Below are 19562 nucleotides of genomic sequence, written 5' to 3' on the forward strand. Positions count from 1 at the left end.
TCTTAAACGTGGAGCAGAAGATGTTCGCGCTCCCACGGGCTGATCACCGTCATGAACTCCTGGTGCTCCAGGTCCTTGATGGCCGCATACACGTCGATGAAGCGCTCGCCCAGCACCGTGCGCAGCTTGTCTTCCGCGCGCAGCAGCTGCAGGGCTTCGGGCAAGCCTTGCGGCAGTTCGAACTTCATGTCGTAGGCGCTGCCCACCATCATCGGCGTCGCTTCCAGCTGTTCCGTCATGCCCAGGTAGCCGCAGGCCAGGGTAACGGCCAGGGCCAGGTAGGGATTCGCATCGGCGCCGATGATGCGGTTTTCCACGCGCCGGTCCTGCACGCCCGACTCGGGCACGCGGAAGCCCACCGTGCGGTTATCCAGGCCCCACTGGATGTTGATGGGCGCGGCCGTGTGGCGCACGATGCGGCGATATGAATTCACGTAGGGCGCGACGATGGCCATGGCCGACGGCATGTAGCGCTGCAGGCCCGCGATGTAATGCTTGAAGATAGGCGCAGCCGAACCGTCCTCGTTGCTGAAGATGTTCAGGCCCGTCTTCGCATCGACGACACTCTGGTGCACGTGCATGGCGGAACCCGGTTCGCCCGCCATGGGCTTGGCCATGAAGGTGGCGTACATATCGTGTTTCAGGGCCGCTTCGCGCAGGGTGCGCTTGAAGAAAAACACCTTGTCGGCCAGGCCCAGCGGATCGCCGTGCAGGAAGTTGATTTCCATCTGCCCTGCGCCGATCTCGTGGATTAAGGTGTCGACGTCGAGGTTCATCAGTTCGCAGTAATCGTAGATATCCTCGAACAGCGGGTCGAACTCGTTGACGGCGTCGATGCTGTACACCTGGCGGCTCGTCTCGGCCCTGCCGCTGCGGCCAATCGGCGGCTTCAAGGGCAGGTCCGGGTCCGTGTTTTTCGCCGTCAGGTAGAACTCCAGCTCCGGCGCCACCACAGGTTTCCAGCCCTTGTCCGCATACAGCTTCAGTACGCGGCGCAGCACGGAGCGCGGGGCGAAATCAACCAGCATGCCGTCGGCGAAATAGCAGTCGTGGATGACTTGCGCAGTAGGATCGGTAGCCCACGGCACCATGGTGATGGTGGTGGGATCGGCCTTCAAGATCATGTCGCGGTCGGTGCTGGAAATAGCGCGGTCGTAGCCGCCGTCGTCGACCGGGTAATTGCCCGTCACCGTCATGCCCAGCACCGCTTCCGGGATGCGCATGCCGCGCTCCTGGGTGAATTTTCCGCGCGGCAGGATCTTCCCCCGCGCCACGCCCGTCAAATCGGGCACCAGGCATTCGATTTCCGTGACGCGCTTTTCATTGAGCCACAAATCCATATCCGTATAGGTGAAATTTTCGCGTATTGCCATGTTTCCCTCTCGTTGGTCTTGCGCTTTTCCTGATTAAGCGCCGCATGGTGCTGGTGCGGCGCACCTGTCATCCTTGCCTGTTATCTTTCCTTTCTGTGCTGCTGTTCCTGGTAATCGCGGCAAGCCTGGCCAAAGGCATCGAACAGGCGCATGGACTGCGGATTGTCTTCCACCTGCCATTCCGGGTGCCATTGCACGGCCAGGGTAAAACCGGCGGCGCTGGCCACGCTATACGCTTCCACCAGGCCGTCGTCGGCCAGGGCTTCCACCAGCAAGCCATCGGCCAGCCGGGCGACGCCCTGGCCATGCAGGGAATTGACCATCATCTCGCTCTCGCCGCCCAGCAGGCGCGACAGCAGGCCGTCGGGCATCAACTTGATGCGGTGCGCGGGCGCATACTGGCGCGCCAGGGGATCGAGCACGTTCTCCCGGTGGTCCTGCATGCCCGGCACGGCGTGCACGGCCTGGTGCAGGCTGCCGCCAAGGGCCACATTGACTTCCTGGAAGCCGCGGCAGATGGCCAGCAAGGGTAGCTGGCGCGCCAGCGCGGCGCGGATCAAGGGCAAGGTGGTGGCGTCGCGCGCGGGGTCTTGCGGCAGGTCGGGATGCAGGATGTCTTCGCCATACAGGCGCGCGTCGACGTTCGAGGCGGAACCTGTCAGCATGACGCCGTCGGCGATGTGCAGCGCCGCTTCCAGGTCCGCAGCTGCGCCCAGGGCGGGCAGCAGCAGCGGCATGCAGCCGGCGCCGTGCAACACGGCGTGCAGGTATTTGTCCTGCGCCATGTGCCAGGCGTGGCTGCCAAGCTGGCGCTGGCAGGCGGGGACGAGAACGATGGGACGGCGCATAGAGTGCTACCTCGCTGGCGTGACGATCCAATGACAGCCCATGACGGCGCTGCCGCTCGCTTCACTGTACAGCAGAGCCGGCAGGGGCGGCCACACCGATGGCCGTGGCCAGCGGCGGCACACATCGCCTACACTACGGCTTTGCAATATTGCCTTTGTTAAAATCATCATATGCCCGTCCGGCGCCAAATACCAGCGCCACCGGCAAAGTCCCCTACTTTCCCATGCATCCACACCGTTTCCCAGCCTTTCCAAATACCTGTTCCCCCCTGCGGGAGCAGCCATGAAGCACATGCCATGGCGCGACTTCTTCGCTCTCGTGGTGAGCATCGGCGTGGTGGGCCTGGGCCTGGGCGCCACCATGCCGCTCACCGCGCTGACCCTGCACCAGCGCGGCGTGGGCACGGACATCATCGGCATGATCACGGCCGTCAGCGCCCTCGGCATCCTGGCCGCCTCGCCATTCGTCTCGCGCTGGGTGGGACGCTTCGGCGCGCGCGCCACCATGCTGGGCGCCGTCTGGGTGGCGTCGCTGGCGACGATCGCGATGCAGTTCACCGACCACCTGCTGGCGTGGAGCGTACTGCGCTTCCTGTTCGGCGGCGCCATGGGCGTGCTGTTTACCATCGGCGAGGCGTGGGTGAACCGCCTGGCGCCCGATAATTCGCGCGGCCGCGTGGTGGCCATGTACACCACCAGTTTTACTTTCTTTCAGCTGATCGGCCCTGCCCTCGTGGCGCTGTTCAACGACAAGATCAGCTGGAGCTTCGCCGCCTGCGGCCTGCTGTTTTTGCTGGCCGTGCCGGGCCTGATGCTGATCTCGAACAGCGGCCCGGAACGCGAACCGGAAGAACATGGCGTGAAGTGGACCCTGATCCTGCCGCGCATGCCGATGATCGTGCTGGGCGCCGCCTTCTTCGCCCTGTTCGACACGCTGGCATTGAGCTTGCTGCCCCTGTACGCGATGGAGCACGGCATCGGCACGGACCTGGCCCTGCTGTCAGCCACCGTGGTGCTGGTGGGCGACACGGGCCTGCAATTCGTACTCGGATGGATGGCCGACCGCTTCGGCCGCGCCAAAGTGCACGCGGGCTGCGGCGTGGCCGTCTGCCTGCTGCTGCCGCTGCTGCCGTTCGCCGTCGGCACGCCGTGGCTGTGGTGGACCTTGCTGCTGTTGCTGGGCGCGGCGGCGGGCGGCATCTACATGCTGGCGCTGGTGGCCTGCGGCGAACGTTTCACGGGACTGTCGCTGACCAGCGCCAGCGCCATCGTCAACGCCACCTGGGGCGTGACCAGCGGTGGCGGCCCCCTGCTGACGGGCGTCCTGATGCAATCGGTGGGCGTCAACGCGCTGCCGGCCGTGATGTGGGTGTGCGCCGCCATTTTCGTGGGCAGCGCCGTGTGGGAACGCAGGAAGGGGATCGTTTAACTTCCGCTACTTCTTTTCCAGGCGCCGCTGCAATTCCTCGGCCACGGGATAATCGGGATACGCCTGCCGGAACGCCGTCCACTCCTCGTGCGCCAGCGCCCCTTCGCCCGCCTTGAGCAAGGCGTCGATCTTCACCAGCCACACGGAAGCGTCAAGCTTTGCGGGCGGCGGCATCGGCGCGGAGCGGGCCGCGACGGGCGCGGGCTTGGCCAGCGCGCGCTGCGTGCTGGCCTCGGCCTGCATGGCGGCTTGCGGCTCCATCGCCTGATGCATGTCCGTGGGTGGCGGCGGTGGCGGCGATGCTGCCAGTTCAGCCGTCGGCGCTAACTTGGCTACCGCCATGGCGCGCGGCGCTGACGCCGGTGCGTGCATGGGTGCACTGGAGACGACAGCCTGCGGCACCGGCGCCGCGGCAGGCATCACCTCCTGCGTGACCGGCTCCCCGACCACGGGAAATTGCGCCGGCTTCGAGCCGAACCAGTCCACGCCGATCAGGTTGACCGTCAACAGCACGGCCGCGGCCAGTCCCAGCGGAACGCGCCAGCGCTGCAGGTAGTCCGGTGCTTGCTTGGCGGGCAAGGTGCGCAGCACGCCATCGGCGCTGTCGTTCGCGGCCGCCAGCTGCTGCAAGGCTTTTTCCGCGTCCGCCAGAATGGCCGCATCAAGCGTGCTGGACGGCGCGGGCTGCGGCAGGCTGGCCAGCAGCGCGTTCAATTCCTCGTCGTGCCGTTCGTCGTTATCTTGATTGTACGTATTCATGCCTGTCCTCCCACGCCAGCGGCGCTGTCCAAGCCCGCGCGCAATTTCTGCATGGCGTAGCGCAGCCGACTCTTGACGGTTTCCGCTTCCGCCCCCGTCACCACGGCGATGTCGAGGATGCTCATGCCGCTGAACTGCTGCAGCACCAGCGCTTCCTTTTGCTCGGCCGGCAGCGCGGCGATGGCCGCATGCAGCAGCGCGTGCTGCTGTTTCTGCTCCAGCGATTGCGGCGGCGATGCGCCCTCGTCCGCCAGTTCGCCCGCGTCATCGTGTTCCTGTCCTTCCCGCTGGCGCAGGAGGTCGATCAGGCGGTTGCGCGCGATCTGGTACAGATAGGTGCGAAACGCGGCCTGCGGCTGGTAGCCGGCGCGCGCCGCATGCAGGCTGGCCCACGCATCCTGCACGATCTCGTCCACCCACGCGCGGCGCGGCGCGCGCCAGGCCACGAATCGGTACAGTCCCTGGCTATGGCGCCGGTACAATTCGCGAAACGACGGCAGGTCGCCGGCGCTGTAGCGCAGCATCAGGTCTTCATCAGTCGCGGTAATGAGGGTGTCGGGCATGCGAAACAGTGTAGCCGAACTGCGCGGCAGCGGCAATTTCCCTGCTCCTTCAGCGTAAAGTGGACGCAATGGGCGCATAGCTGATGCGGCGCACTTCGCGGATCTGTCCTTCCTTGAGCGCTCCTTCCACCAATTCATAGCCGAGCAGGGCGAAGACCCGCCCCTGCAGGAACAGAGGCCGCGCATTGCCGTACCAGTCCACGCAGGATGCGCGGCAACCGTCGTCCGGCGTTTGGCCCGGCCGTGCGGCCAGTGCACCGAGCTCCGTCAACTGCAAGCCGCTGTTGCGCAGATAGAGGACGGATGCGGCTGACTTGTTGAGGCCTGGCCGCTCCTCCGCGCCCAGGATGGGCAGTCCGATCATGCCCTCCCCCGCCGCTTGCGGCTTGTAGAAAAAGCCGTGGCTGCGCGATTCGCCCTGCGCCGCGTCGGCGCGGATGTAGCGCGCGGCAATCGCCGCCTGCGCCCCCAGGCGGATGCTGCTGAAATGCAGATCCTTGCCCTGCGCGCCGATCACTACGGCGTCATCGCCCAGCGCTTCGATGCGTTCCACGCCGTGCGGCAGGGACAAGGCTTGCACGCTGCCCCCATCGGCCCAGCGCACGGCATACAGGGGCTGGCGCGGCCAAGCCTGATCCGCCTTGCGGCGTCCGGGATTGCCCGGATTGCCGTACAACAGATACGGTCCCACATAACGGTTCTGCAGCCCGTAGCCGCCGCCACCGGGCAGCGCCTTGTAGCTGCTGGCTGGCGCACTGTCGCGGCCATCGGAAAACGACGCCAATGGCACGCGCAGCAGCGCCATGTCGCCTCGGCCACGCGTGCCATCCCACATGGCGTCGCCCTGGCCTTCTGCGCGCAGCAGGACGTTCAGGTGGCCATCCGCGCTTTCCAGGAACGAGAACTGGTCGACGGGTGCGCCGGCCACCTTCAGGGCGCTGGGCGCCGTGCCATCGAGGGGGATGCGGAACACGCCCGAGTCGCTGCCGCGCCGCGTGGTCCAGACAAAGACGGATTCGCCCGACACATAGAACACGCGCCCCTGCGGTCCCATCACGGCGGTAGCTTCACAGCGCATGTCGCGCTGCGCCAGGTCGCACACGGTGACCGTATGCAGGGTCAGGCCGGCGCCCATCTCGGGGTCTTCGTCGGTGCGGTAGATGCGCGTGGCTGGGGCGATGCGCTTGAAGTCCGATGGTATGGCGTCGGGACGCCAGCGGCGCAGCGCGGGAAAGCCGCCAAACGGGTCGCCACGGCGCAAGTTCAGCGACAAGGGCGAGTAAAACACCAGCTTGCTGCCGATCAAACGGCTCGCGTAGTTGCGCGACGAGTAATAGTCGTTGGAGCGCAAGTGGTAGGTGGCACGGTAGGCCAGCTTGCCGTCCGCATCGATGTCGAACAGGCCGATCTCCGTGCCGCCCCGGCTGTAGCTGTAGCCGATCACCACCACCGTGTCGCGATCGATCAGCATTTCGTCATACCAGCTGCCGGAAGGGTCGCTGCCCGGCGCGAACGCGTCGAGCGAGGCGACGGGCTGCAGGGCCTTGCCCCCCACCTGCACGGTGAACAACTTGCCGCGCCGCAGCATCACCAGGTGCTTGCCATGCAGCTTGACGATGCCGCCTTCGTCCACGCCCGCCGTCTGCACATTGGTGACGGATTCCGCCGCTTCTGCCGACGCTGCCGGCGCGGCTTTCGCCACCATCGGCGCAGGCGGTGGCGCCGACATGTACTGCGCCGTGGCGCCCTGCAACTTCTGCTGTTCCCTTTGCTGTGCCGCCTGGCGCGCCTGCAACTGTTGCAGGTAGCTGCTCAAGGCCTGCTCGCTGGCAAACGGCGCCAGGGTCTTGCGCGGCGCCGTGCCGGCGGCGTGGCAGCCCGCCGACAGCAGCAGGGACAGTATCAATGTGATTTTGAGGGCGCTGGACATCGCTTCTTCTCCGGTTGGCTGGGGTGTCCAACATGAAACGCAGCGGCGGAGAAAAAGGGGTTAAATGCGCGTAAAAATATTCAGGAAGCCAGCGCCCTATTCAAATCCCCGAATCCGGTCGCCATTGAAATTCGGCAGGCGCCACTCGAAGTGCAAAGCCAGGAAGCGGAACAGGAAACCGGCGCCGATGGATGCCAGCTGCGCCACGGAGCTGTCGACCTTGAAGTACAGCAGACCGACATACAGGCTGCCCGTAAACAGGGCCACGGTGGCATACACTTCGCGCTGCAGCACGAGGGGAATCTGGTTGCACAGGATGTCGCGCAGCAGGCCGCCGAAAACGCCCGTGATCATCCCCGCCAGCACGACGATGGCCGGATGCATCTTGGCCGACATGGCGATGTCGCAGCCGATCACGCAAAACGCCACCAGGCCCAAGCCATCGACCAGCAGGAAGACGGCGCGCAGATGGTGCAGGTAGCGCGCGACAAAGGCCGTAACGACGGCCGCGCCGATGGTAAACAGCAGGTACTCGGGATGCGCGATCCAGCCCAGAGGATAGTGCCCCAGCAGCACGTCGCGCACCGTGCCGCCGCCGAGCGCCGTGACGGTGCCGATCATGCAGATGCCGAACAAATCCATGCCGCGCCGCATGCCCATGATGGCGCCGGACATCGCTTCGGCGACAATCGCCACCAGGTAAATCGTATATAACAGCATGCTCTTACTCTTCCGAAAATGATTTGAGAATTTGTTCGCGTTCGCGCGCTTCGCTCAGGGTGCGCGCCTCGTTCGTGCCCGTGCTGGAGCCGCCGTTGCCAGCATCGCCGTGCGCCATGCGCGTATCCGCCCCCAGGCTGCCGCAACTGACGCTGCTGTGGATAAAGGCAAAGTTATCCTTCAGGCAGTCGCCGGCCAGGTATTCGGCATACACGTAATCGCCGTCGAGCAGGGCCAGGCCTGCCGGTTCGGCCAGCACCTGTTCGCGCCGGCCCTGCACGGCCACCTGCATGTAATCACGCCAGACGGGCAGCGCCAGGGTGCCGCCGGTGGCGTTGCCCAGGCTCTTAGGCTGGTCGTAGCCGAGCCAGACGACGGACACGAGGCCCGAGGAATAGCCGGCGAACCAGGCGTCGTACGCGTTATTGGATGTTCCCGTCTTGCCGGCCGCGTCGCCGCGTCCCAGCGCCAGCGCGCCGCGACCCGTGCCGCTCTTGACGACGTCGCGCAGCATGCTGTCCATGACGTAGGCGTTGCGTGTGGATATGACTTGCGTGCCCGGCGCCGGTTCTCCCTTGGCGCGTGGCGCCGCATCGCTGAACAGCACTTCTCCGCTGCGGCTGCGCACTTCCTTGATCAATTTCGGCGGCATCTGCATGCCGCCATTGGCAAACACGGCATACGATTGCGCCAGCTGCAGCGGCGTGACGGCGCCCGCGCCCAGCGCCAGCGGCAAGGAAACGGGATTGCGCGCGCTCTCGAAACCGAAGCGCGTGGCGTAGTGCTGCACGTAGCCTGGACCGGCCGCCTGCATCAGGCTGACGGCCACGAGGTTTTTCGAGCGCACGAGGCCCCGCCGCACGCTGATGAAGCCTTCATAGTTATTGCCGTAATTGCGCGGACGCCACGGCTGCGCGCCCGTTTCCTGCGGCAGCAGCAGGCGCTGCGTATCGTCCACGGCCGTGCCAGGGAAGTATCCCTTTTCCAGCGCCGCCGAGTACACGAAGGGCTTGAAGCTGGAACCGGGCTGGCGGTAAGCCTGCATGGCGTGGTTGTAGTGGTTGCGGTAGAAATCGAAGCCGCCCGCCATGGCGACGATTTCACCGCTGTGCGCCTCGACGGAAATGAGCGCGCCTTCCATCTCGGGCAGCTGGCTCACCAGCCAGCGGTTCTTGGCCGCGTCGAGCACCACGCGGATCACGCTGCCTTCGACGATGGCGCGCTTGCCATCCCACTGCAGCTTGCCGCCCAGGCGCGCGTCCGATGCCGTCAGCACGATCTCGTCGCCATTGCGCAGCTGCGCCTTGACCTGGCGCGTGCCGCTCGTCTCCACCTTGCGCACCAGCGCGGCGCGCAATTCGCCGCTGTCCGGATAGGCGGCCAACTGGCGCGCCACGCTGTCTTCGGAGGCGGCCAGGCGCGCTTCCGGACCACGGTAGCCGCGCCGTGCCTGCGCATTCAGCAAACCATCGCGCAGCGACTTGTCGGCAGCCCGCTGCGGCGCCATGCGGATGGTCGTCGTCACGTCCAGGCCCATGCTGTAGGCGCCCTCGGGATAGCTTTGCAGGATCAATTGGCGCGCTTCTTCGACCGCATACGCGGCCGCATGCACGGAGCTGTTGCGGTCCTTGTTCAGCGCCAGTTTTTCCGCCACGGCGGCCGTGTATTCGGCCGGCGTGATGTAACCGAGTTCGCGCATGCGCTGCAGGATATAGTGCTGGCGCACGGTCGCGCGCTGCGGATTGGCGACGGGGTTGTAGGCCGATGGAGCCTTCGGCAAGCCGGCCAACATGGCTGCTTCGGCGATGCTGACGTCGGCCAGGGGCTTGTCAAAGTAAATGTTCGAGGCGGCGGAAAAGCCGTAGGAGCGCTCGCCCAGGTAAATCTGGTTCATATACAGCTCCAGCAGCTTGTCCTTGCCGTAGTGCTGTTCCAGCTTGTAGGCCAGCAGCATCTCCGTCAGCTTGCGCTGCACGGTTTTTTCACGCGACAGGAAGAAGTCGCGCGCCACCTGCATGGTGATGGTACTGGCGCCCTGCGCGTGGTGGCCCGTGACGACGTTGGCGAGCGTGGCGCGCGTCAGACCATAGAAATCGACGGCGCCATGCTCGTAGAAACGCGCATCCTCGATGGCCAGCAAGGCCTGGCGCATGCGCAGCGGGATGTCTTTCAACGGCAGGAATTCACGGCGCTCTTCACCGTACTCGGCCAGCAGCTCGCCTTCGCTGGAGAAAATGCGCAGCGGCAGGGCAGGCTTGTACTGCGCCAGGTGCTCGACGGCGGGCAAATCCTGCCACGCCTGGCGCAGCCACCAGCCGCCCGCCAGGGCTGCGGACAAGCCCAGGCCCAGGGTCAGTCCCAGGCCGAATTTCAGCTTGCGCGCCAGCTTGGATGGCGGCTTGCGCGCCGTGGCGCCGTCTTTGCCGCTGTCTTGCGAGCTGTCTTGCGCCGTATCTTGCGTTTCCATATTGTCATTCCTTTGCTGCCAGGAGGCCCCGCGCAGGCGCGCGGCACTCCATCAAAGAAGCATTGTGCACCGCAACACACATATCCTTATAAAAAGTAAGTATTATTTAGTATTGATAAATTTTTCTTATGTTAGGCGCGCACCATGGACCTCAATCCCAAGCACACGGAAGCGTTCCGCGCCGTCGTCGAAACGGGCAGCTTCGAGCAGGCGGCGCTGCGGCTGCACCTGACGTCGCCCGCCATTTCGCAGCGGGTGCGGGCGCTGGAAAGCCAGCTGGGCAACGCGCTGATCGTGCGCAGCCGTCCCGCGCGCGCCACGCGCGTGGGCCAGCGGCTGATGCAGTATCTGAAGCGGGCCAAGCTGCTGGAAGCGGACTTGCAGGCGGAACTGGCGGTGCAGCAGGATGCCCCGCTGACCCTGGTGCTGGCGCTGAACGCGGACTCGATGGGCACCTGGTTCTTCCCTGCCCTGTCCGAAGTGCTGATACGCGAGCGCGTGCTGCTGGACCTGACCGTGGAAGACCAGGACCACACCTACACCTTGCTGGAAACGGGCATGGCGATCGGCTGCATCAGCACGGAGCCCAAGCCCATGCGCGGCTGCACGGCCGAGCCGCTGGGCGTGATGCGCTACTGGCTGGTGGCCACGCCCGCGTTCCGCCAGCAGTGGTTCGCGCACGGGCTGACGCGCAAGGCGGCGCGCACGGCGCCCGTCGTCGCCTACACGCGCAAGGACACACTGCAATCGTCGTTCCTGCAAGAGGCGCTGGGGCTGCCCGAAGGAGCCTATCCCTGCCATTACGTGCCGGGCGCCACCTCGCACTTCAACGCCATCCGCTACGGCCTCGGCTACGGCATGGTGCCCGAGCTGCTGCTGAAAGCGAATACGGATGGCGAGCTGGTCGAAATGCTCACGCCCAAGACCCCGGCCGACGTGGCCCTGTACTGGCACACGTGGAAGGTGCAGTCGCCGCGCCTGGAGCAGCTGTCGCGGCAAATCGTCGCGGCGGCGCGCAGCATGCTGAAATAGCTACCGCTGCATGCCCCAGCGCTTGAGAGTCACACGCTCCAGGCTGCGAAAGCCGATGTTTTCCACCAGCAGACCGATGACGATGACGGCGGCCAGGCCCGCGAACACCTTGTCCGTGTACAGCTCGTTGCGGTTCTGGAAGATGTACCAGCCCAGGCCGCCCTGTCCCGACGTGGTGCCGAATACCAGCTCGGCCGCGATCAGGGTGCGCCAGGCAAACGCCCAGCCGATCTTGAGGCCCGAGACGATGGAGGGCAAGGCGCCGGGCACGAGGATGTGCAGCACCAGGCGCAAGCCACTCAGCCCATAGTTGCGCCCTGCCATGCGCAAGGTCTCGGGCACGCTCTGGAAGCCCGCGTAGGTATTGAGCGCCAGCGGCCACATCACGGAATGGACGATGACAAAGATCAAACTGGCGCGCCCCAGGCCAAACCATAATAAAGCCAGCGGCAACAGGGCAATGGCGGGCAGCGGGTTCAACATGGCCGTCAGGGTTTCCAGCACGTCACGCCCGATGCGGCTGGACACGGCCAGCAAGGTCAGCACGAAGGCGGCCAGCACGCCCACGGCATAGCCCTGCAGCAAGACGACGAGGGACGCGGCCGTACGCGTGAGCAACTCACCGCTGGCGATGCCGCCGATGAATGCCTGCGCCGTCTGCAGAAAACTGGGCAACAATAAATCATTGTGCGTCCAGCGCGCCGCGCCTTCCCACAGCAGGGCCAGGCTGAGCAAAATCAAGGCCTTGCGCCATAGCGCATGCTGGCCCAGGCGCTGCCAGCGCGACAGCGGCCGCTCGACGGTGACGCCGGCCGGCGGCGGCGCCGCATAGACGAATTCCTGGCGGATCGGCGGTTCCAGCAGCGCGCTCATACGGCCTCCCTGTGCGCAGTCTGTGCTGGTGGGACGGCAACGGTTTCCTCATCGAACAGCAAACCATGGATGCGGCTGCTGGCGGCCTGGAATTCCGCGCTGCCGGCGCTGTGCAGGCCGAACTGGTGACTGTTGAGTTCGGCGCGCACCCGGCCCGGATGGGGCGACAGCAGCAGGATACGGTTGCCCACGACCAAGGCTTCCTCGATCGAATGCGTGACGAACACGAGCGTAAAACGCAGCTCTTCCCACAAGCGGCTCAGCTCTTCCTGCATCTTGCGCCGCGTCAAGGCGTCGAGGGCGGCAAACGGCTCGTCCATCAGCAGCACTTCCGGCTGCATGGCCAGGGCGCGGGCGATGGCCACCCGCTGTTTCATGCCGCCCGACAAGGTATGCGGATGGGCATCCTCGAAGCCAGCCAGGCCCACCTTGGCGATCCAGTGATGGGCGCGCTCGCGGGCCGCCACCTTGTCCAGCCGCTTGCTGGCAAGCAAGGGGAACATGACGTTTTCCAGCACAGTCTTCCATGGCGGCAACTGGTCGAATTCCTGGAATACGACGACACGGTCCGGCCCCGGTTTCTGGATGGCCTGGCCCTGCATGGCGATGCTGCCCGCGCGCGGCGCGATGAAGCCGGCCACGGCTTTCAGCAAGGACGATTTGCCGCAGCCGGATGGCCCCAGCAGCACAAAACGGTCGCCGCGGAACACGTCGAAACTGACGTCATGCGTGGCGCGCACGGTGCGCTGTTCGGTCCGATATTCCAGGCTGACATTCTTGACGCTGAGCAAAGGCTGTAAGGCGACTGGCGGACGTACCAGGTGAAAAGCGGGTGCGTTCATGTCAGCCACCTTGCGTGATGGCAGGGTCGTCAAAGAAGTAATCGCGCCAGCTGTCAGGCAGGTTGCGGATGGCGTTCACGCGGTGCAAAAATTGCGCCAGGCCATGGGTGTTTTGCGGCGCGATCTTGAATTGCACTTGCGGATTCGCAAAGATTTTCAGCAGCAGGTTGCGGTCTACCTTGCTCTTGTTGACCTTGATATAGATGTCGGCCGCGCCCTGCGGATTGCTGCTCGCGTACTGCGCCGCTTCCGCCAAGGCGGCGATGAAGGCGCGGTAAGTCTTCGGATTGTCCTTGCGGTACTTTTCCGTCGCATACAACAGGGTCGACGAGCTGGGCCCGCCTTGCACGTCGTACGAGTTCAGGATGATGTGGGCGTTCGGGTTTTGCGCCAGTTCCTGTTCCTGGAACGGCGAATTGCCGAAGTGACCGGTCAGCTCCGTGCCGCCGGCGATGATGGCGGCGGCCGCGTCCGGGTGCGGCAGGGTTTGCGTGATTTTATCGAGGCGGGCAAATTCCTTGTCGCCCCACTGCTTCGCCACCGCCATCTGCAGGATGCGCGCCTGCACGGAAACGGACACGGCGGGCAAGGCGATGCGGTCCTTGTCCGTCAAGTCCGCCAGGGTTTTCACCTTGGGGTTGTTGCTGATCAAATAGTAGGGAAAATTACCGAGCGAAGCCACGCCGCGCACGTTCTGCCTTCCCTTGGTGCGGTCCCAGATGGTCAGCAGCGGCCCCAGCCCGGCCCCAGCGATATCGATGTTGCCCGACAACAAAGCATCATTGATCGCCGGCCCGCCGGACAGGGTGATCCAATCGACTTTGACATCGACGCCCTGCTGCTTGCCATGCTTTTCGATCAGCTTTTGTTCCTGCGCAATATTGAGCAGCAAGAAGGTGATGCCATGCTGCCCCGCAATGCGGATCTGCCCTTCGGCCCGGGCCATGGGCATGGCCATGCACAGCAGGGCGATGGTGGCGAGCAGGCGGCGGGCAAAGCTAAAGATCGGCAACATGGACACTCCTTGGGTTAAATCAACGGTCAAAGTCAGTACGGCGCATCGCCTTCGATGGTAGTGCGGTAGAGCTTGCGGCGCTGGTCGGGCGGACAGCCCGTCGCCAGGTGCATCAGCGAACGGTTGTCCCAGAACACCAGGTCGTGCGGCTGCCAGCGGTGCACGTACAGGTGCTCCGGGCGCACGCTGTGGGCAAACAGTTCATCGAGCAGGGCGCGGCTTTCATCGTCGGGCAAGCCGACGATACGCGTGGTGAAGTGTTCGCTGACAAACAGGGCGCGGCGGCCCGTTTCCGGGTGCACGCGCACGACGGGGTGCGTCACGGGTTTGACTTCATCGACCTGCGCCTGCGTCAGCGCGGGCCGCCATGGGTTGCGGCGGCGCAATTCCTCGTACTGGCTCAGATAGCTGTGCTCGGCACGGGCGCCCCGCACGGCGTGGCGCAGCGCGGCCGGCAAGCTTTCCCACGCCAGGTGCATGTTGGCAAACACGGTATCGCCTCCGTCCTGCGGCAACTCTTGCGCGTGCAGCATGGAACCGAGGCTGGGCACTTCCTTGTACGACAGGTCGGAATGCCAGAAATGACCCGCGTCGCCCAGGCCGATGGGCTGGCCATCCTCGACGATGTTCGAGATGATCAGCACTTCCGGCTGCGTGGGCAGCTGGAACTGGCGCAGCACGTGGATTTGCAGGGGGCCGAAGCGGCGGCTGAAATCGACTTGCTGTTGCGGCGTGATGCGCTGGTCGCGGAACACCAGCACGTGATGGTCGAGGTGGGCATGGTGCAGGCGCTGGAAGTCGCCCAGCGACAGCGGCTGCGCCAGGTCCAGCCCCAGCACTTGCGCGCCGAGCGGCGCATCGAAAGTCTCGATACGGAACGGGCTGGAAGAAAACGCGGGTTTCAGGACGGCCGACATGGGAACTCGACTAGAGTCAGGGGAAGTCCACTGTATGCCGGCCAGCCTTGCTTGCAAACGAAGCATTTACTATATGGATATGCGCGGCGCGTTGCGCCACGCTGCCACAGCGGCTGTCACGAATTGGCACAGCAGTACCGGCCTTGCCCGGGAATGGCGCTAGCACGAAACTTGCTTATCTACCAAGCTTTAACCCTAGCCCCGGGAAAGCCATGCCCATCTACGCCCTGCTGCTCGCCTTGCTGTTTACCGTTCCCGTCCATGCCCAGGATAGCCAGGGTGAAAGTGATCTCAGCTACAAAGCCTATGTGCACAGCGACAAGCGCATCAAGTGCTTGTACGGCTATGCAGCCGACAAGACGGGCGACCATGCGGCCGCCGTCGCCATCTTTGAAGATTGCATCCGGCGCTGGAACGATGTGTATTCGATGATTTGGCTGGCCCAGCTGTATGAAACGGGCATCGGTGTGACCAAGGACCTGGCGCAGGCGACGGCGCTGATGCGGCGCGGCGCGCATACGAATGATGACGCCGCCTATGCACGGCTGGCGCGCTACCACTATGGCGTGGCGCTGGCCGAAGGCCGGGGCACGCCGCAGGACATTCCCCAGGCCAAGACCTGGCTGCGCCAGGCGGCGCAAGAGGGCGTGCGGGAGGCGGCCGACTACCTGGGCCGCCTGGAAGGCGCGGCACCTTAGCGCCGCGCCAGCATTGCTGGCTTACGCCGTTGCTTCATAGCGGGCCAGGCGGGCCGCCATGCGCGGCGCCAGCTCGTGGCCGGCCTTGACGGTCACTTCCAGGTCGTTCAGCAAGCCATCCTTCAAGCCATAGACCCAGCCATGGACGCTGAGTTCCTGGCCGCGTTCCCACGCATCTTGCACGATGGTGGTCTGGCACACGTTCAAGACTTGTTCCACCACGTTCAGTTCGCACAGGCGGTCGCCGCGCTGGCGGCTGGTCAGCACGTCGCCCAGGTAGCGCTCGTGCTTCTGGCCCACGTCCTGGACGTGGCGCAGCCAGTTGTCGACCAGGCCGATGCGCGTGCCCGTCATGGCAGCATGCACGCCCTTGCAGCCGTAATGGCCGACGATGATGACATGTTTGACTTTCAGCACGTCCACGGCAAATTGCAGGACGGACAGGCAATTAAGGTCGGAATGCACGACCACGTTGGCAATATTCCGGTGCACAAACACGTCGCCAGGCGCCATGCCCAGCAGTTCGTTGGCGGGCACGCGGCTGTCGGAACATCCGATCCACAGGTATTCGGGCGACGTTTGCGCTTCCAGATTCTTGAAGAAGTTCGGGTCTTTCGCCACCATCGAGTCGGCCCAGCGGCGGTTACGCTGCAGCAGTTCCGCCAGGGCCAGGCCATTTTTCGGTTCGGTCATATCGCTCCCATTGTGTGCGTACGACTGAGTTGGCGGCAGATCGCGCCCATAGGCCGGCGATGCGCGCACATTTCTCAGTCGTGGTGAAAAAAACGCCGGGATGTTTCAGCATCCCGGCGCATGGTATTACGTGTGCTTACTCAAAAAAATCCTTGACCTTGTCTTTCCAGGTCTTGCTTTGCGGACTGTGCTTGGCACCGCCCTCGGTCGTCGACTTTTCAAAGTCGCGCAGCAGGTCTTTCTGTTTTTCCGTCAGTTTCACCGGTGTTTCGATGGCCACGTGGCAGAACAGGTCGCCCGCGTAACCGGAGCGCACGCCCTTGATGCCCTTGCCTTTCAGGCGGAAAGTTTTACCCGACTGGGTACCTTCTGGAATCGTGAACGACACTTTGCCGTTCAGGGTAGGCACTTCGATTTCGCCGCCCAGGGCCGCCTTGGTGAACGAGATCGGCATTTCGCAATGCAGGTCGTCGCCTTCGCGCTGGAACACGGCGTGCGGCTTGATGTGGATTTCCACATACAGGTCGCCCGACGGACCGCCATTCGTGCCCGGTTCGCCGTTGCCGGACGAACGGATACGCATGCCGTTGTCGATACCGACTGGAATTTTCACTTCCAGGGTCTTGTTGCGCTTGATGCGACCGGCGCCGCCGCATGGCGTGCACGGGTCAGTGATGACCTTGCCGCTGCCATGGCATTTCGGGCAGGTTTGCTGAATGCTGAAGAAACCTTGCTGCATGCGAACCTGGCCGTGGCCACCGCACGTACCGCAGGTGGTGGGCGAGGTGCCCGGCTTGGCGCCGCTGCCGTGGCAAGTGTCGCACTTGTCCCAGCTCGGCACGCGGATGGTCGTGTCGAAGCCGTGAGCAGCTTGCTCCAGTGTAATTTCCAGGTTGTAGCGCAAGTCGGCGCCACGGTACACCTGTGGACCCGCATTGCGGCTGCGTCCACCGCCACCGCCAAAGATGTCGCCGAAGATATCGCCGAAGCTGTCGGCAAAGCCGCCAGCACCGCCGCCGAAGCCGCCACCGCCGCCCATGTTCGGGTCCACGCCAGCGTGACCATAACGGTCATACGCATCGCGCTTTTCCGGATTGGTCAGCATCTCGTAGGCTTCTTTGACTTCCTTAAACTTTTCTTCCGATTCCTTGCTATCCGGATTGCGGTCCGGATGGTATTTCATCGCCAGTTTACGGTAAGACTTTTTGATCTCTTCTTCCGAAGCATTTTTTGCGACACCGAGTGTCTCGTAAAAATCACGCTTTGCCATGTTGTCGGCACCTTGCAGTCTATCTACTGATGTAAAAATTACACGAAAAAGCCGAGTCGAGTGCTGCGCTAGGCGCAGCGACTCGGCTCGGCCGGTCTTCGCGGCTAATCCCGCGATGTAGCGTTCAGCCCGGCTACCCCCAGTTCATGGGAGCGCAAGACAATTACTTGCTGTCTTTGACTTCTTTGAAGTCAGCGTCAACAACGTCGTCTTGCTTGGCGCCTGCGTCCGATGCGCCAGCAGCTTGCTGTGCACCTTCCGCGCCGCCGGCAGCTTGCTGCGCTTGCATGTCGGCATACATTTTTTCGCCCAGTTTCTGCGATGCGCTCGACAGTGCTTCCACCTTGGCGTCGATCTCAGCCTTGTCGCCCGCCTTGATGCTTGCTTCCAGGTCGGTGATCGCCGCTTCGATCTTCTCTTTCTCGCCCGCATCCAGCTTGTCGCCGTATTCGGTCAAGGATTTCCGGGTCGAGTGTACCAGAGCATCGGCCTGGTTGCGCGACTCGGCCAATTCTTTGACCTTCTTGTCTTCTTCCGCGTTCAACTCGGCGTCTTTCACCATCTTCTGGATTTCAGCCTCGGTCAAGCCGGAATTGGCCTTGATCGTGATCTTGTTTTCCTTGCCGGTGGCCTTGTCTTTCGCGCCGACATGCAAGATGCCGTTGGCGTCGATGTCGAAGGTCACTTCGATCTGTGGCGTGCCGCGCGATGCTGGCGGGATGCCTTCCAGATTGAATTCGCCCAAACCCTTGTTGCCGGCGGCGATTTCGCGCTCACCCTGGAAGACCTTGATGGTCACCGCAGGCTGGTTGTCGTCGGCCGTCGAGAAGACCTGGCTGAACTTGGTCGGAATCGTCGTGTTTTTGTGGATCATCTTGGTCATCACGCCGCCCAGGGTTTCGATACCCAGGGACAGAGGGGTGACGTCCAGCAACAGCAAGTCCTTGCGTTCGCCCGACAGGACCGAACCTTGAATCGCTGCGCCCACGGCGACGGCTTCGTCCGGGTTCACGTCCTTGCGTGGATCCTTGCCGAAGAATTCCTTCACTTTTTCCTGCACCTTCGGCATACGCGTCATACCGCCGACCAGGATGATGTCATCGATGTCCGACACTTTCACGCCAGCATCTTTGATGGCGGTACGGCATGGTTCCATCGTGGCCGTGATCAGCTCTTCCACCAAGGACTCCAGCTTGGCGCGGGTCATCTTCAGGTTCAAGTGGACCGGTGCGCCGTTCGCCATGGCGATGTACGGCTCGTTGATCTCGGTTTGTTGCGACGACGACAATTCGATCTTCGCGCGCTCGGCCGAAGCCTTGATGCGCTGCAGGGCGATCGGATCTTTTTTCAGGTCGATGCCGTTGATCTTCTTGAACTCGTCGATGATGTAATCGATGACGCGCTGGTCGAAGTCTTCGCCGCCCAGGAAGGTGTCGCCGTTGGTCGACAGCACTTCAAATTGTTTCTCACCATCAACATCTGCGATTTCGATGATCGACACGTCGAACGTACCGCCACCCAAGTCATACACGGCGATTTTACGGTCGCCTTTTTCGGTCTTGTCCAGGCCGAACGCCAGCGCTGCCGCGGTTGGCTCGTTGATGATGCGCTTGACGTCCAGGCCAGCGATACGGCCGGCATCCTTGGTAGCTTGACGCTGCGAGTCGTTGAAGTAAGCAGGCACGGTGATGACGGCTTCGGTGACTTCTTCACCGAGGTAGTCTTCTGCCGTTTTCTTCATCTTGCGCAGGACTTCAGCCGAAATTTGCGGCGGCGCCAGTTTTTTGTCGCGTACGCCGATCCATGCATCGCCGTTGTCGGCTTTCATGATTTGGTACGGCATCAGCGCGATGTCTTTTTGCACTTCTTTTTCGTCGAACTTGCGACCGATCAAACGCTTGACTGCGTACAGCGTGTTTTTCGGATTGGTCACGGCCTGGCGTTTCGCTGGCGCGCCGACGAGAATTTCGCCATCTTCTTGATAAGCAATAATCGACGGCGTCGTGCGTGCGCCTTCAGCGTTTTCGATTACCTTTGGTTGACCGTTTTCCATGATGGAAACGCAGGAATTCGTGGTTCCCAGATCGATACCGATAATTCTACCCATGATTTTTTTCCTTTTATTTGCTAGAT

Annotated in this window: 17 protein-coding genes; 3 read left to right on the forward strand and 14 right to left on the reverse strand. The window is 63.5% G+C overall.

Annotated features, from left to right (window positions below; genetic code table 11):
* Positions 1–2: 2 nt before the first annotated feature.
* Both O3300_RS22335 and O3300_RS22340 read right to left on the reverse strand, forming a co-directional pair.
* Positions 3–1373 (reverse strand): glutamine synthetase family protein, encoded by a 1371-nt coding sequence (locus O3300_RS22335; RefSeq protein WP_034788700.1) that lies wholly within the window; start codon positions 1371–1373, stop codon positions 3–5.
* A gap of 80 nt (positions 1374–1453) precedes the next feature.
* The gene (locus tag O3300_RS22340; protein WP_305054152.1) at positions 1454–2221 is read right to left on the reverse strand and encodes a gamma-glutamyl-gamma-aminobutyrate hydrolase family protein; all 768 of its coding nucleotides are present in this window, start codon (positions 2219–2221) and stop codon (positions 1454–1456) included.
* A gap of 283 nt (positions 2222–2504) precedes the next feature.
* Between O3300_RS22340 and O3300_RS22345 the strand changes: the two genes are divergently transcribed.
* Entirely contained in the window at positions 2505–3650 is a 1146-nt protein-coding gene (locus tag O3300_RS22345; RefSeq protein ID WP_251350105.1) for an MFS transporter, read from the forward strand.
* A 6-nt stretch (positions 3651–3656) separates the two neighbouring features.
* Here the strand turns inward: O3300_RS22345 and O3300_RS22350 are convergent, their stop codons facing one another.
* From O3300_RS22350 to O3300_RS22370, 5 genes are all read right to left on the reverse strand, one after another.
* A complete protein-coding gene (locus O3300_RS22350; protein WP_305054153.1) occupies positions 3657–4409 on the reverse strand; it encodes a hypothetical protein in 753 nt (250 codons plus the stop codon).
* Positions 4406–4972, reverse strand: a complete 567-nt coding sequence (locus tag O3300_RS22355; RefSeq protein ID WP_305054154.1) for a sigma-70 family RNA polymerase sigma factor — start codon at positions 4970–4972, stop codon at positions 4406–4408. The genes O3300_RS22350 and O3300_RS22355 overlap by 4 nt, the downstream gene beginning before the upstream one ends.
* 49 nt (positions 4973–5021) lie before the next feature.
* A complete protein-coding gene (locus O3300_RS22360) occupies positions 5022–6902 on the reverse strand; it encodes a beta-propeller domain-containing protein (protein WP_305054155.1) in 1881 nt (626 codons plus the stop codon).
* Between the two features lie 96 nt (positions 6903–6998).
* Positions 6999–7622, reverse strand: coding sequence for a trimeric intracellular cation channel family protein (locus tag O3300_RS22365; protein WP_099376350.1), 624 nt, complete (start codon positions 7620–7622; stop codon positions 6999–7001).
* A gap of 4 nt (positions 7623–7626) precedes the next feature.
* Positions 7627–10089: a penicillin-binding protein 1A gene (locus tag O3300_RS22370; protein WP_305054156.1), complete on the reverse strand. Its 2463-nt coding sequence runs from the start codon at positions 10087–10089 to the stop codon at positions 7627–7629.
* Between the two features lie 144 nt (positions 10090–10233).
* Here O3300_RS22370 and O3300_RS22375 point away from each other — a divergent pair, with 144 nt between their 5' ends.
* Entirely contained in the window at positions 10234–11121 is an 888-nt protein-coding gene (locus O3300_RS22375) for an HTH-type transcriptional regulator ArgP (RefSeq protein ID WP_305054157.1), read from the forward strand.
* Here O3300_RS22375 and O3300_RS22380 read toward each other — a convergent pair whose 3' ends face one another.
* From O3300_RS22380 to O3300_RS22395, 4 genes are read right to left on the reverse strand one after another with little or no spacing between them, the layout of a single operon-like run.
* On the reverse strand, positions 11122–11994 hold the full coding sequence (locus tag O3300_RS22380) for an ABC transporter permease (protein WP_305054158.1): 873 nt from the start codon (positions 11992–11994) through the stop codon (positions 11122–11124).
* Complete coding sequence (locus O3300_RS22385) at positions 11991–12836, reverse strand: ABC transporter ATP-binding protein (protein ID WP_305054159.1); 846 nt, start codon at positions 12834–12836, stop codon at positions 11991–11993. Before O3300_RS22385 ends, O3300_RS22380 begins: the two co-directional genes overlap by 4 nt.
* A 1-nt stretch (position 12837) precedes the next feature.
* Positions 12838–13851: an ABC transporter substrate-binding protein gene (locus tag O3300_RS22390; RefSeq protein ID WP_369812313.1), complete on the reverse strand. Its 1014-nt coding sequence runs from the start codon at positions 13849–13851 to the stop codon at positions 12838–12840.
* 32 nt (positions 13852–13883) lie between these two features.
* Complete coding sequence (locus tag O3300_RS22395; RefSeq protein WP_099666330.1) at positions 13884–14768, reverse strand: TauD/TfdA family dioxygenase; 885 nt, start codon at positions 14766–14768, stop codon at positions 13884–13886.
* A gap of 212 nt (positions 14769–14980) precedes the next feature.
* Here O3300_RS22395 and O3300_RS22400 point away from each other — a divergent pair, with 212 nt between their 5' ends.
* A complete protein-coding gene (locus O3300_RS22400) occupies positions 14981–15466 on the forward strand; it encodes a tetratricopeptide repeat protein (RefSeq protein WP_305054160.1) in 486 nt (161 codons plus the stop codon).
* A 21-nt stretch (positions 15467–15487) separates the two neighbouring features.
* On the opposite strand, the gene can is transcribed toward O3300_RS22400, so the two are convergent.
* From can to dnaK, 3 genes are all read right to left on the reverse strand, one after another.
* Positions 15488–16159 carry a carbonate dehydratase gene (can, locus tag O3300_RS22405; protein ID WP_099666328.1) on the reverse strand — a complete coding sequence of 224 codons (672 nt, stop codon included), beginning with the start codon at positions 16157–16159 and terminating at the stop codon, positions 15488–15490.
* Positions 16160–16295: 136 nt separating this feature from the next.
* Positions 16296–17429 carry a molecular chaperone DnaJ gene (gene dnaJ / locus O3300_RS22410; RefSeq protein WP_034745985.1) on the reverse strand — a complete coding sequence of 378 codons (1134 nt, stop codon included), beginning with the start codon at positions 17427–17429 and terminating at the stop codon, positions 16296–16298.
* A gap of 163 nt (positions 17430–17592) precedes the next feature.
* Complete coding sequence (gene dnaK, locus O3300_RS22415) at positions 17593–19536, reverse strand: molecular chaperone DnaK (RefSeq protein ID WP_070290878.1); 1944 nt, start codon at positions 19534–19536, stop codon at positions 17593–17595.
* Positions 19537–19562: the final 26 nt, after the last annotated feature.

This window comes from Janthinobacterium sp. SUN206, from assembly GCF_030587305.1.
Lineage (GTDB): Bacteria > Pseudomonadota > Gammaproteobacteria > Burkholderiales > Burkholderiaceae_D > Janthinobacterium > Janthinobacterium kumbetense.